Genomic DNA, 14,133 nt, shown 5'->3' with positions numbered 1-14,133 from the left:
TACTTCAAAGCCAGTCGCGGCGCCATCCCATTTCGATGCCGTACTCGTCGCGCATCATCGGCCGCGAACGCCGAGTCGGTCGCACGAACCACGGCCAGAAAAAGGCCCCCGCCGCGAACCCGCCGATATGCGCCCAAAACGCAATTCCCCCGACGTCGGGAGCCATCAAACCGATCGCGCCGCCGAACAACTGCGTCGCCAACCAAATCAACATGTAAAAGACCGCCGGGACCGTGACAAACAACGGGTAGAACAAAATGGGCACGAGCGTAATCACGCCCGCGGTAGGATACAACATGAGATAAGCCGCCATCACGCCGGATATAGCCCCGGACGCCCCGACCGTCGGCACGGTGGAGCTCGGGTTGATCAGCACGTGAACGATTCCGGCCGTCAAGCCGCACAACAAATAAAACAGCAAGAAGCCGACCGGCCCCATGCGGTCTTCGACGTTGTCGCCGAAGATCCACAACGTCCACATATTACCCAACAGATGTCCCCAACCACCGTGCAGGAACATCGACGTCAAGAGCGTCAGATAACCGGCGTTCGGAAAACCGGCCCACGCCGCCCACTCGGGATGCACCAGTCGACGGGGCACGACGCCGAAAAGCATAAAGAGATTGTGCAATTGCGCATCGTTGAGTCCGAGCTGGGCGAAAAAGATCAAGACGTTGGCGAAAATGATTCCCCACACGGCGATGGGCGGACGCCGACTGGGAATGTTGTCGATGATCGGAAACATACGTTGTCCTCGGCGGCTTGCAATGGGCCGGATACTTGGTGACCCGACGTCGCTTTGCTACCAGGCGTTCCCACGATATTCTAGGGCGCCACCCGCCAAATCTCCACGCCGTCAATTCCGCTCCAAACGCGCCGCGTACCGAGTTCCGCCGGCGGCGCTGCAAACAAGTCGGGCATCCGTTTTCGATCGACGACGAGCCAATGCACGCCGGAGCAACGAAGCGCCGCGACGCCTTCCGCCGTGATTGGACCTCGCCCCAGCAATCGCCCCATCTCGAACCATTCACGAGGGAAGAAGCCCGAGTAACCGTTCACCAGCGGGCGCCCATGCTTCGTTCCGTATATCATCCACCGAGCCGACGGCTCGACTTCGTACACACTACGCCCGGCTCCGAACGGCAGGCAGCAAATTGCTTCTCCCTCATGTGTAAGTTCACGAAGCGCCGCAACCCAATCGGGCGAGCGGCGCACGTCCGGCACGTACACGGCAACAGACGGCGGCGGTACATGCTCTCCTACAAGCCCGAAAGCCCCGACCGCGCACAACGCAACTGTCGCTATCGATCGAAGACGATGCCGCCCGGCCTTCCCGCCACCCCTGCAAACAGCCGGCGACAGTGCCGAAAGACACCATCGCACGCCGCGACTCCAACCGATGAAGGCCAGCACGACGACGGCCAACTGGGTCGCGTACGCAAAGCGGAACACGTTCCGAATCATCGCCAAAGGCGGCCAATGCTCCCTCACGATCTCCCACGGACGTACACCGCAAACTTGCAAATGCGGCCCCAACGACAGCAGCACGCCTCCGACGGCCGTCAGCAGCAAGAAAATCCCCGCCGCGCGCCGACGACGACTACCGATCAGAAAGATCGCACCGCTTGCCGCGGCAATCAGCCGAATCCAACCAGGATTGAACGCATGCAACGACGCCTCGGGGACCGGCGGGCTCGGCGCTTCCCAGGCAGAAGGCGGAACGCGTCCCCAATCGGCCCAGGTAGCCGAAAGGGCATCGACCGTCCGTTCGCCGCGGGCGAATCGATAACCCTCCAAGATGCGAGCCATCGGCACTACGATCGGCGCCGACAACAACCCGGCTGTCGCGGCGGCAATCCCGATGGTCACGGCCCAACGGCGCAAGCGATTCCACGGAGCGGTCACCCAGAAGACAGGCACGCTCGCTACCGCGATCAACAGGGCATGGTGCGTACACACGGCAACCAACGACGCATACGACACACCGAGCAGAATCGCCGTCGTCAGCTTCGGCCGTTCCCGCAAGGCCAACAAGAGCTCCCACATCCACAGGATCGGCCAAATACCGAACCACTGAAGCACGTCGCTGTGCAAATGCACAAGCGGCAACCATATGACCGTTACCCCCAAAGCGGCACTCAGCAAACGATCCACTCGAAGCCGTCGGCCCAATCGATAGGCGAACACACCATTGAGGACAAGCGACAATAGCACGTATGCCTGGTATGCGGGCACCGGACTGCCGGTCATCCACACCACCGGTGCGACGATGCAGGTCGCAGGTTGCGGGTCGGAAAACGCGAAGGCGCCTTCGACGGGATAGAAGATCGGGGCATTCCAGTAATCCGAAAACCCGTGCGCCAGGCGATCGGCATTCCACCAGACCGTCCAGGCATTGAGCATGGGGACGGTAGCCGAAAGCCGTCGCCCCCCAGGAAGCCGATCGAACGGCCGAACAACGGCCTTTTGCAAGACAAACACGGCAGCGATCACGAACAACAACCCGATCGCCGCCCCACGTAACACGCATGCTCTTCCGGCGGTCGCAGCCCACAGCCGGAATCGTTCCCGCACGCGCATCGTCGGCCCCCCGAACACGCAAAAAAGCAGGGAGCACCACCCTTCAACTACGGCGATGCTCCCCGGCGTTCGACACGTTTCAATTACCGAAGTCGATCATTGACCATCGGAAACCAGCTCGAGCTTGATGTCGCTGATCCCCTCGGCAGGAATCTCGACCTGCAATCCCGAAGTCGCCATGCTGGCGTACTTCTTCGGCAACTTGTTGACGTAATGCACGTTCGAATTGCCGGTGTCGTGGCTGCTTTCGTCCGCCTCGGGCGGAGGCACTTCATTCCCTTGGGCATCGACCGTGACCGTCTTGGAAACCTGCACGGCGTACTTCCCGGGAACGGCTCCCGACTTCTCTTCAAATGCCTGTAGCGAGAAACGACCGCTGCTGTCGGTCAACCCCTGCGCGGGATACTGCCCGCCGTCCGACGGGATGAACACGACCGAGGCCCCTTCCACCGGCTGACCGTCCAACGTCACAACTCCGGACGCTTCGACCGTTGCGGGCAAATCGCGATCGTCCCCCTTTTGACAGCCGGTCAGCATCGCCAACGACACCAAAACGACCAAACTACCTACGATTCTCTTCAAGACACCACCCTCTCTTTCTACAAAAATCACGATGATTCACACACGTTTCGCACGTCGACACCACCGACCGAATTCCTTGAATCCCCGCCGCACGAACGCAAAAACAGGGCAACGGGGCGATGACGCACCCGTTACCCCGAAGTGTGACAACCGGCGGAAGCCCGGTCAAGTCATGAGCTTCCTTTTTCCATCAGTTTCCCAAGGCCCGCGCGGGCGCGATCAATTACAGATCCTGAGCACTGACGGTTTCACCGCCGCGCTTCGTCCCCAGGGCGCCCCATACCCCGTAGGGGCTCGGGCCGGTGGAATTCCGATTCGGTGCGACCACCGACAGGTTTCCCGTGTCGATCGTCTCACGGATGAAGTGCACCGAACCATCGGCCATCGCCACGTTCACGCCGCCGGGGTGATCACTCGTGGCCGTCCAGGCACCGGGGGCGTAATGGCCACCGCCGTTTTGCCAAGCCGGGTCCCCGATCAAGCACACGGCCGTGTTCGGCGGCAAAATCGTGTTGACACCCGCGAAGAACGCGGCACCGTCACCCCACCGATAACCTGGCGAGGTATCTTGTGTGAAGATGGCGGCACTGGGGGCATATTGATTTCCCAACCAGTATGCCCGACAACTCAACGGCACGTAAGTCGTCGGATCGGCACTGGCATCCACCGCGGCCATCCCTCGCCCGCGAATGTTCGACGGCCGCGACCGTTCGGCAATGGCGATCGTATTGCTCGTCCCGTCCAGAATGGCGGACATCGGCGTGAAGTCGAGTCGCCCAAAAATACCGCGGTTACGGATCACCTTCCGTTGGTCGGCCAACGTCTGATCGCTACGTTCCGAAGGATCCACCACCGACGCCTCGTAGTTGTCGCCACAGCAAAACGCGTAACTCTTCGTCCCCCGCAACCCCCCTTTCGGCGGCCTATCGCCCGCGTCGCTGGGGCAGTTGTACACGTCGATGACTTCTTTCCACCACCAGCTGTTCGCCCAGGGGGCGTTATTACGGCGCATGATCTCCTCGTAGAGCGCCTTTTGCTCGATGAACGGGCACAGCATGACGGTCGCCGACATACGAAGCCGTTGTCCACCAGAACGGATCGTCCCCGTCCCGGCTTGACGGGCGGGCCACGCCTTGTTCACATCCACGTAGTTGTGGCATGCCAACACAACGTTCTTCATGTTGCTGGTGCACTGGGCACGTCGGGCTGCCTCACGGGCCGACTGAACGGCGGGCAGCAACAGCGCGATCAAGATACCGATGATCGCAATTACGACCAGCAATTCCACCAATGTGAAACCGCCGGCACCTCTCCTGCGTTCTGACCAGGTACGGCTCATACGATCTCTCCTCGATGACAAAAAACCGAAAGAATAGCGGGGCGATGCGGCCCGCACCGGAACCCTCAGCTACATCCCCCATCATACGGCGAAGCGGAACAAAAAGAAACAATTTTGCAGCGCAAACCTTTTCTGCACTTCCTTTCCAAATATCCCTAGAAAAAGCAGACACTGCCACCTGCTAGCGATCGTACTCGACACCCTCATCACACGCAAGTTTTTTGTCGGCAGTTATTTCCCTTTTTCTGCATCCCCCACCCGTCCTACGAAAAATGTCGACAAAACAAGGCATTTCGACTAAATGACGAACACTGTAAAACATAGAAACCGCACCCATACGCGACGTGCACAACAAATCACATGCCGATCGCAAGAACTGCAGAGGAACGATTCCGTATTTTCTTCAGATACCCGACAACATGTGATGGGCTGCCCCGTTCTGCCGGGCCGTAAAGAAGACGAACGAAAAAAGGCCGCCCTCCGAAATTGGAGAGCAGCCTGTTCGTTGCCGAGAATTTCTCACGCCCGCGGGCGAAGCGGGATCACCATCCACGCATCGGAAAGCGACGCGAACGTGCTACGCCAGATCACAGATCGCTGCCGCTGACGGTTTCACCGCCGCGTTTCGTACCGAGCGCACCCCAGACGCCGTAGGGACTGACGCCGCTGGTATTCGCGCGATTGGGTGCCACGACCGACAGATTGCCCGTGTCGATCGTCTCGCGGATGAAGTGCACCGAGCCGTCGGCCATCGCCACGTTCACGCCGCCGGGGTGATCGCTCGTGGCCGTCCAGATACCGTATGCGTAATGGCCGCCACCGTTCTGCCACGACGGATCGCCGATCAAGCACACCGCCGAGTTGGGCGGCAGGATCGTGGTCACGGCCGAGAAGAAGGCCGCACCGTCACCCCAACGGTACCCCGGTGAGGTATCTTGCGTGAAGATTGCCGCGGCCGGGCTGTATTGATTACCCTGCCAATATGTGCGGCAGGTGAGCGGCACATAGCTGGTCGGATCGGCAGATGCATCGACGGCAACCATGCCGCGACCACGGATGTTCGACGGGCGCGATCGCTCGGCCAACGCGATCGTGTTGCTCGTTCCGTCTTGGATTTCGGCCATGGTGGTGAAATCCAACCGGCCGAAGATACCGCGGTTGCGAATCGGCTTCCGCTGGGCGGCCAGCGTATCGTCCTGTTTCTCGCCGTCGACTACCGACGACTCGTAATTGTCGCCGGCACACATGGCGTAGCTGCGCAACCCGCGCTTCGAACCTTTGGGCGGATTGTCACCCGCGTCGCTCGGGCACGTGTACACGTCGATTACCTGTTTCCAAGGGGCACTATTCGACCACGGCGCATTGTTGAGCTGCTGGATCTGATCGTAGATCGCCTGCTGTTCGATGAAGGGGCAGATCGACACGAAGCCGCTGATACGCAAACGCTGACCGCCGGTGTTCACGTTACCGGTCCCCGACTGGCGGGCGGGAAAGGTCTTGTTGACGTCGACATAGTTGTGGCACGCCAGCACGATGTTCTTCAGGTTGCTCGTGCACTGGGCTCGACGCGCGGCTTCCCGCGCCGACTGCACGGCAGGCAATAACAGCGCGATCAAAATTCCGATGATCGCAATCACAACCAACAATTCGACCAACGTGAAGCCGCGCCGGGTGTGCGGATCACGACGTTGCAAAAGACTGTACATACTCGAAGACTCCATCAAAAAACGGAAAAACGACGAAAACCAAAACGGGGTGAGTTCATTGCCCTACGGGGGGACTGAAGGGCAAACGGAGGGACTCACAATTCCCTTATACGCTGAGGGTGAATCGGCCCACAACTGCGCGTTTTAATTGTTTACCCCGTTTTTTTGTGACCTGTGTCAAGAAACTCGAACCGCGGCCGATCACCCCTAGCCGTGATGCCGGCCCTTTCAACCATAGCTTTTTCCACACCGCGTTGCTGACGATTTCGCCTCCGAGCACGCATTATTTCGACACATCCCTGTCTCCGGCGCGATTTATCGAATCGTCTTCCGGGGGAACAGCCATTGCACGTCGCGGCTCCCTGCGTCGAATGCGCACGGTTCCGGCGACAAAAATCGACATGCCCGGACATCACTCTCGCCGGGCCGGGCAAAAAGCAAGCCGCCCGAAGCCGGTAACGACCTCGGACGGCCTTGCGAGTCGGGGCGACTGGATTTGAACCAGCGACCTCTTGGTCCCGAACCAAGCGCTCTAGCCAGGCTGAGCTACGCCCCGGAACCCCCTTTGCATTGCAACGGCGACCACGATCCCGCCGCCGTGAAAACAGTAGTTTACCGCCGCAGGACGGATTCCGTCAAGCTGGGTCATTTGCAGATTCTCCCGGCTTCCCAATGCCCTTCGCCTTCTCAACCACGCGGATGGCAACGACTGTGCAACGTCTTCAGCTTGGAAAAGTCGACGTGCGTGTAGAGCTGGGTCGTGGTGATACTCGCGTGGCCCAGCAATTCCTGAACCTGGCGCAGATCCGCCCCCCCGGCCAACATGTGCGTGGCAAAACTATGACGCAGCGTGTGGGGACTCACGTTCGGGGGAATCCCTGCTCGCGCGGCATAGCGTTTCAGCAACGCCCAAATCCGCTCACGTCCCAATCGCCGCCCACGATAGGAAAGAAACAACCACGGCGGCGGACTCGCGGCCTTTTCCACGAGCTTCGGGTATTCCCTCACGAGATACGTCCGGATCGCCTCCACCGCCGGTTCACCCAACGGCACCACGCGTTCCTTTCCTCCCTTGCCCGCACACCGGCAAAAGGCGTCGTCCAAATGCACATCCTCCAGCCGCAGTCCCGCGACCTCGCTCACGCGGCATCCTGTGGCATACAACGTCTCCAACAGGGCCCGATCGCGGTACGGCAAGGGATCGTATGGTTTCGGGGCCGACAACAGGGAGTCGATCTGCTCGGGCGTCAGCACGGCAGGAATGCGTTCCCACAACCTGCGGCTGCCCAACAATTCGGCATAGTTTTCCTGCACCGCCCCTTCGAGCTGAAGAAAACGAAAGAACATGCGCAACGAAACGATGTGCCGCGCCAGCGTCGCCGGGGAAAGCGACTGAGCATGTAACCAGCCGACATAATCGGAAAGGTCGCTAACCTTTAACGCTGCCGGGTCGCATTTCCCCAACCACTGAAAAAAACGACGCATATCGCGACGATAGGCCGCTACGGTGTTTTCGGCCAGATGACATTCCGCAGCCAGATAGTGCGCAAAAGCCTCCTCCCAAACCGCCTGGGCGGTAACGGGTTTCAATCGACGTCGGCGTTCGCGGGCGGCCATCGCGTGAAATCACTCCACAAGTGCACGAACAGGGGGCGGCGATGGGCACCATCGCCTTAGGGGAATTCGACCGAGCCGGCGCCTTACTTCAAGGTTTCCGCCAGAGGGGATGGCGTCCGCACATTCAGGACCTATCGTCACCCTTGAGCCCGGGTGGGGGGAACGTCATAATGCCCGAAAACATGGAGTCGACGAGATTCACTCATCTGATTCGGCCCCTGTTCTTGCGGGGCAAGGGACGACATGGCAGCTAAAAAAACCCTCACGTCGTTGTCTTCCTTACAACCGGGAGAAGAAGGCGTATTTTTTGCTCTGCTTAGCAAAAAAGAAGTCGGTACCACCCGTGACGGAAAACCGTATTTTCGCGTCACCTTTCGCGATGCTGAGCGAGAAGTGACTTTCCCGGTATGGAGCAACTCCCGCTGGGCCGAAGCGTGTCGGGAAGACTGGCTCCCGGGCACCTGTTACAAGCTGCAAGCCACCCTGCAAGAAACACAATTTGGACATCAACTCGACATCCGCCGCATTCGGCCGGCAAGCGACGACGACCGGGCCGAGGGATTCGATCCCGACACATTCTTGCCCCAATCGCGATTCGATCGCGAGGCAATGTGGGCCGAACTCATCCAGATCGTCGAAGGTCGCATCGAGCATCCACCGGTAAAACGTGTCGTACTGCAACTGCTCGAAGAACACGCGGAAACCTGGAAACGCCTTCCCGCTGCGCGGGCGCATCATCACGCGTATATCGGCGGCCTGCTCCAACACACCCTGTCGGTCGTGAAAACGGCGGTCTTCTTGGCCGAAAAGTACGCGTCGCTCTACGACGATCTTCAGCCCCCGCTCGATACCGATATGGTCGTTGCCGGTGCCGTTTTGCACGACGTCGGCAAGCTTTTGGAGCTGGAAACGACCGTGGGTGAAGCCCGCTATTCGCCCGAAGGCGCCCTGCTGGGGCACATGTTGCTAGGTCGCGATCTCGTCCGTGACGCGGCACTGGCAGTCGGTCTGGACGATGAACGCCGATTACGTCTCGAACATGTCGTCATTGCGCACCAACGATTGCCCGAATGGGGTGCGCCGAAGCCGCCGATGACCCCGGAAGCCTTGCTGGTCCACTTTGCCGACGATTGCGACGCGAAGTTCGAGATGATGGCCGACATCCTGCGAAACGAACCGGGGGATGAACCGTTGACTTCGAGTAAGAACCTGCTGCATCAGCAAGTTTTCCGCGGCCGGCCGGAGTGATCTAAAGCGAATGTTCGACGACAATTGACAAGAAGCGGAAGCGGCGGTGCGGTTCGTGCCGCCACCGCCGCATTGGGGCGTTCTCAACCGAACGGGGATCGCAAACCGTGGTCGAGGGAACGCCCCGTCTTCCGCAGCGCCCGGCCCGACGGTCGGACGCTTTCCAAGGCAGGTACGATTCGTCCCCGTCAGGCGATCAGGGGCTTGAGATACTCGATACTTCGTTTCGCCTGCTCGACCGTTCCGCATTCCACGCTGAAAACGATGTCCTGCGGCAAGGCTTTGCAGATTTCGATGACCCGTTTCCAGTCGATGACGCCGTCGCCGCAGGCACAACCGACGGGCGTCCCCGCAACCTTGCCCCGTTCCTCTTCCGACTGCTCGACCGAAATATCTTTGGCGTGCAGATGAACGAGCCGGTCGGCCACACGTTCCAACCACGGAATCGGCTCTTCACCCGCCAAATAACTGTTACCGGTATCGAAGTTGATCCCGATCGCCTCCGAGTCGACGAGACTGTAGATTCGATCGAGTCCGTCGGGAGACTTACTGTATTGCTGGTGCGGCTCGAGGCCGATCTTGATTCCCCGGCGTTCGGCGACGAACGAAACCTCGCGAAGCGTATAACGCATCAGCGTGAAATCTTCTTCTTCGGTCGTCCAGGCCGGCTTGGGCCCCTCGTCGGTGTTCACGACGGGAGCACCGCATTCGGCGGCAAAGCGGATCGCCTGCTTCAGATACTCGACGCCTACCTCGGGCTTACACAAGGGCGAATGCGCCGACAATCCCGAAAGCTTGATGCCCGCTTTCTCGCACGCGTCGCGAATCCGGTACGGGTCGTCGAGCATCGAAACGCTGTGGAAGTACCCTGCTTCCGAAAGCAATTCGCGGCCCCAGTGGACCATCGGTTCGACGTACTCATATCCCAACTCGGCGGCTTTCTCGACACCCCATTCGAACGACTTGTCGGCGTGCCGCACAAATTCCATGTTTACGCCAAGTGAAATTTTTCCCATGTTTTGGTTCCTCCGAATCGACATCAGTACGCGTCGTCGCAATCCGCCCGATTGGTCGCCGAAACGCCCCACTGAAAGTTGCAGCGGCCGATTGCAGGAACGTCGTCGGCACGCTATCATCATATCCGCTCGCCGGTGAATTCCCAGGCAAATTTCCTTCAGTGAAAGAAATCGAACATTTGTGAATCGTCGTCTTCCGATCTACGAAGACCGTGGGCGAACGTATGTCGCCGACACCTGCCGGCCGGTGGTCGAAGCCGTTCGAGCGGGAACGTTGGTGATGGAATCGTTCGTGCACGGCCACTATCCCGGCAAACGGCTGCCGCGTCACGCGTTGCGAGGGGTGAAGTCGATCGGCTTCTGGGACGCCGTCGAAAATCAAGCGTGGCAACTTGCTTGGCATCGCAACGAAGGCATCGAGGTCACATTCGTCGAACGGGGGCACTTGCCCTTTGCCGTCGACGACGAGGCATTCGAGTTGCAACCGTACGACCTGACGGTCACGCGGCCTTGGCAACTACACCGCCTGGGAAACGAACGAGGGATTCCCGCCGGGCGCCTGCATTGGCTGATTCTCGACGTCGGCGTGCGACGCCCCGATCAACCGTGGCGCTGGCCGAGCTGGATCATGCTTGCCGCCCGCGACCTCGAACGGCTGACCACGCTGCTACGTCATAACGAGTATCCCGTGTGGCGTGCCGATCGAGGCATCTTGCATTGCTTTCAATCGATCGCCGCAACGATCGCCGAGCGTTCGCCGCAAGAAGCCGAGTCACACCTGATCGTCCGTATCAACGAATTGTTCGTCCTTTTGTTGGAGCTGCTCAGTCGGGAACGTCCACCACTGGACGCGAGTCTCTCCGAAACACGACGCAGCGTGGAACTGTTCTTGAAAGATTTGCAAACCCAATCGCAGGCCAAACTGCGACAATGGACGGTTCGTCGCATGGCGGACCATTGCGGACTGGGGGTTACACAGTTCACACGGTACTGTCGAATGATCACGAACCTGACGCCGGCGCAGTATCTGAACCAGGTTCGCTTGCGGACGGCTGCCGATCTATTGGAACACACCGACATGCCGATTTACGAGGTCGCTCGTCGCTGCGGGTTTCGAGCCTCACAATATTTTGCGACCGTCTTCCGCCGCCGGTATGGTTGCTCGCCGCGAACCTATCGCCGAAAGCACAGGATTTGACGCCGCTTTCGGATGAAAAACGGCATCGACGAAGCATCGTCTCCAGTAGGGTCCAGGCGCCGATGGACGGTTTTTCGGCGTTGTGATAGATTGGCTGATTCGACTCGGGAGACCTCGTATTCCCCGGGGGCACTCGCCGTCGCGAAACAAGGAAATCACGACCATGTCGCAGAAGCATCCTTGGCTGGCCGCTCGCATGGGCCGCTTCGATTCGTCCGGTATTCGCCGCGTGTTCGAACTCGGCGCCAAGCTGAAGAATCCGGTCAACCTGTCGATCGGCCAACCCGACTTCGACGCCCCCGAACCGGTCAAGCAAGCGGCTGTGCGTGCCGTTACCGAAGGCAAGAACGGTTATTCACTCACGCAGGGCATTCCGCAACTACGCGAACGCCTGCAAGAGGTCGTCGATCGGCGTTACGGACACAGCGATCGCAAGTTGTTCGTCACCAGCGGCACGAGCGGCGGGCTGATGTTGGCGATCCTCGCGATTGTCGATCCGGGTGACGAGGTGATTATCTTCGATCCCTATTTCGTGATGTACGACGCCCTGGTTCAGGTGGCCGGCGGTGTTCCGGTATACGTCGATACCTATCCCGATTTCCACATCGATCCCGCCCGCGTCGAAGCCGCCGTCACCGAACGGACGAAACTGATTCTATTCAATACCCCGGCGAATCCGACCGGCGCCGTGGCCGGCCCAGACGAAGTTCGTGCACTGGCAGACCTTGCCGCATCGCATGGAATTGCCTTGGTCAGCGACGAAATCTACCGGGAATTCTGCAATCCCGGGGCGTTCGTATCGCCTGCCGAGTTCAACCCCGAAACCATCGTCATCGAGGGGTTCAGCAAAAGTCACGGCATTCCCGGTTGGCGCATCGGCGCGTTGCACGGCCCGTCGGCCTTGATCGACGAAATGGTCAAGCTCCAGCAATACAGCTTCGTGTGCGCCCCGCATCCGCTTCAATGGGCTGCCCTGGAAGCTCTCGATGTCGACATGTCGGCAACCTACGCGGCGTATCGGCGCAAGCGGGACATGCTGTACGAAGGGCTGAGGGATCTTTACGAAATTCCCCGGGCAGAAGGTGCGTTCTACCTTTTCCCGAAAGCTCCTTGGGGGACCGGCACGGAATTCGTCGAAAAGGCGATTACCGAACACGGCCTACTGATCATACCGGGAAACGTATTCAGCAAGCGCGACACGCATTTCCGCATTTCGTTCGCCGCCTCCGATGAGACGATCGCCCGCGGCATCGAGATTCTCCGGCGATTGGCCGGGCGATCCTAACCTCAATTCGTTCGTTGCACGGCCGCCGGCGCAAAGCAATCGGCCCGAACACCGGAGCTTCCCGTGCTCGGGCCGTGATTCGTTCTGAGATGCGCACCGCGAGTCTTACGCTTCGCTCGTCAAATCAGGCACTTTTATTCTTTGCCGCAGGCAGCGGAAACAACGGCTGTTTGCCCTCGACGACTTCGGGCGTCACGACGTAGCGACTTCCCGGCGGTTGTTCCGGCAATTCGAACAAAATATCGAGCATGAAGTTCTCGACGATCGAGCGAAGACCGCGAGCACCGGTTCCTTTCTCGTAAGCCTTGCGGGCAATCAAACGCAGCGCCTCCTCGGTGAACTCCAACTCGGCGTTCTCCATGGCGAACAACTGCTGATATTGCCGCACGAGGGCATCTTTCGGCTCGGAAAGAACTCGCATCAATGCATCGACGTCGAGCGGGCGCAGCGACGTGATGATCGGCAATCGCCCGACGAATTCGGGAATCAGTCCGAATTCGACTAAATCTTCGCTGGTCAAGTGCTGCAATAGGAAGTTCTCTTGGTCGGCGGCCGACTTTTCCGAGCCCCCGCCGAACCCGATCGAACGCTTCCCTAAGCGACTGGCGATGATGTCTTCCAAGCCGACGAACGTTCCACCGCAGATAAACAGAATGTTCGTCGTATCGACCTGGATGTACTGTTGCTCGGGATGCTTGCGGCCGCCCTGCGGAGGCACGTTGGCCGTCGTCCCCTCGATCATCTTCAGCAGGGCCTGTTGGACGCCTTCACCGGAAACGTCGCGGGTAATCGAGACGTTTTGGCTCGTTTTCCCGATCTTGTCGATCTCGTCGATATAAATGATCCCGCGTTGGGCGGCTTCGATATCGAAATCGGCCGCGTGCAGAAGCTTCAGCAGCAGGTTTTCGACGTCCTCGCCGACGTACCCGGCTTCGGTCAACGTGGTGGCATCCCCGATGGCGAACGGTACATCAAGCATCCGCGCCAACGTTTGCGCCAGCAACGTCTTCCCTGAACCGGTCGGTCCGATAAGCAGGATATTCGATTTGTTGATGAGAACGTCAGGGTTCTTGGCCTGGTGCATCAGGCGTTTGTAGTGGGCGTAGACGGCCACCGCCAACACCTTCTTCGCCTGCTCCTGCCCCACGACGAACTCGTTCAGGCGATCGACGATCTCGCGGGGCGTGGGCACATGCTTGAACAAGGGGCGCGTCGTCCCGCGTCGCTGGCGTTCCTGCTCGAGGATCGACTGGCACAAGTCGATACACTCGCCGCAGATGTACACATCGCCGGGGCCTTCGACGAGCGGGCCGACGTCCCGGTAGCTTTTGCGGCAAAAGGAGCAGAACTTCTTCCCCCCGTTCCCGCGGCGCCCAGAGGTAAAATCCCGGCCGGTCGGCATACCACAGATCCCTTCTTCCGTCGGGCAGCTTACCCCCTCCTAAGGTAGACTGCGGATGTCATACTCGAATGGTGTCTCCACACACACGCCGATGATGGTTCAGTGACGACAGCGAACGGCCCTGTTCGCCGGTACCGGCGTGTCGCCTCGCACGGTAATT

The 14,133-nt window shown here is 59.7% G+C and carries 11 protein-coding genes and 1 tRNA gene; 3 read left to right on the top strand and 9 right to left on the bottom strand.

What is annotated here, in order from left to right; genetic code table 11:
* Positions 1 to 4 precede the first annotated feature (4 nt).
* From ACYQ2I_RS07010 to xerD, 7 genes are all read right to left on the bottom strand, one after another.
* A complete protein-coding gene (locus tag ACYQ2I_RS07010; RefSeq protein WP_460166294.1) occupies positions 5 to 745 on the bottom strand; it encodes a rhomboid family intramembrane serine protease in 741 nt (246 codons plus the stop codon).
* 80 nt (positions 746 to 825) lie between these two features.
* Positions 826 to 2,574: a hypothetical protein gene (locus ACYQ2I_RS07005; protein WP_460166293.1), complete on the bottom strand. Its 1,749-nt coding sequence runs from the start codon at positions 2,572 to 2,574 to the stop codon at positions 826 to 828.
* Positions 2,575 to 2,676: 102 nt separating this feature from the next.
* Positions 2,677 to 3,162 (bottom strand): DUF6795 domain-containing protein, encoded by a 486-nt coding sequence (locus ACYQ2I_RS07000; RefSeq protein ID WP_460166292.1) that lies wholly within the window; start codon positions 3,160 to 3,162, stop codon positions 2,677 to 2,679.
* Positions 3,163 to 3,385: 223 nt separating this feature from the next.
* Complete coding sequence (locus tag ACYQ2I_RS06995; protein ID WP_460166291.1) at positions 3,386 to 4,501, bottom strand: DUF1559 domain-containing protein; 1,116 nt, start codon at positions 4,499 to 4,501, stop codon at positions 3,386 to 3,388.
* 587 nt (positions 4,502 to 5,088) lie between these two features.
* Positions 5,089 to 6,207: a DUF1559 domain-containing protein gene (locus ACYQ2I_RS06990; protein ID WP_460166290.1), complete on the bottom strand. Its 1,119-nt coding sequence runs from the start codon at positions 6,205 to 6,207 to the stop codon at positions 5,089 to 5,091.
* A 481-nt stretch (positions 6,208 to 6,688) separates the two neighbouring features.
* Positions 6,689 to 6,763 (bottom strand) — tRNA-Pro (locus ACYQ2I_RS06985).
* A 131-nt stretch (positions 6,764 to 6,894) separates the two neighbouring features.
* A complete protein-coding gene (gene xerD, locus ACYQ2I_RS06980; protein ID WP_460166289.1) occupies positions 6,895 to 7,824 on the bottom strand; it encodes a site-specific tyrosine recombinase XerD in 930 nt (309 codons plus the stop codon).
* A 243-nt stretch (positions 7,825 to 8,067) separates the two neighbouring features.
* Between xerD and ACYQ2I_RS06975 the strand changes: the two genes are divergently transcribed.
* Positions 8,068 to 9,072, top strand: coding sequence for a 3'-5' exoribonuclease YhaM family protein (locus ACYQ2I_RS06975; RefSeq protein ID WP_460166288.1), 1,005 nt, complete (start codon positions 8,068 to 8,070; stop codon positions 9,070 to 9,072).
* 188 nt (positions 9,073 to 9,260) lie between these two features.
* Here the strand turns inward: ACYQ2I_RS06975 and ACYQ2I_RS06970 are convergent, their stop codons facing one another.
* Complete coding sequence (locus tag ACYQ2I_RS06970) at positions 9,261 to 10,088, bottom strand: sugar phosphate isomerase/epimerase family protein (RefSeq protein ID WP_460166287.1); 828 nt, start codon at positions 10,086 to 10,088, stop codon at positions 9,261 to 9,263.
* 181 nt (positions 10,089 to 10,269) lie between these two features.
* Between ACYQ2I_RS06970 and ACYQ2I_RS06965 the strand changes: the two genes are divergently transcribed.
* Both ACYQ2I_RS06965 and ACYQ2I_RS06960 read left to right on the top strand, forming a co-directional pair.
* Positions 10,270 to 11,286, top strand: coding sequence for a helix-turn-helix transcriptional regulator (locus ACYQ2I_RS06965; RefSeq protein WP_460166286.1), 1,017 nt, complete (start codon positions 10,270 to 10,272; stop codon positions 11,284 to 11,286).
* Positions 11,287 to 11,449: 163 nt separating this feature from the next.
* Positions 11,450 to 12,571, top strand: coding sequence for a pyridoxal phosphate-dependent aminotransferase (locus tag ACYQ2I_RS06960; protein WP_460166285.1), 1,122 nt, complete (start codon positions 11,450 to 11,452; stop codon positions 12,569 to 12,571).
* A 124-nt stretch (positions 12,572 to 12,695) separates the two neighbouring features.
* On the opposite strand, the gene clpX is transcribed toward ACYQ2I_RS06960, so the two are convergent.
* Positions 12,696 to 13,973 carry an ATP-dependent Clp protease ATP-binding subunit ClpX gene (clpX, locus tag ACYQ2I_RS06955; protein ID WP_460166284.1) on the bottom strand — a complete coding sequence of 426 codons (1,278 nt, stop codon included), beginning with the start codon at positions 13,971 to 13,973 and terminating at the stop codon, positions 12,696 to 12,698.
* Between the last annotated feature and the right edge of the window lie 160 nt (positions 13,974 to 14,133).

The sequence above is a fragment of the Thermostilla marina genome (assembly GCF_054657455.1).
This window is presented reverse-complemented; position numbering and strand designations above follow the sequence as displayed.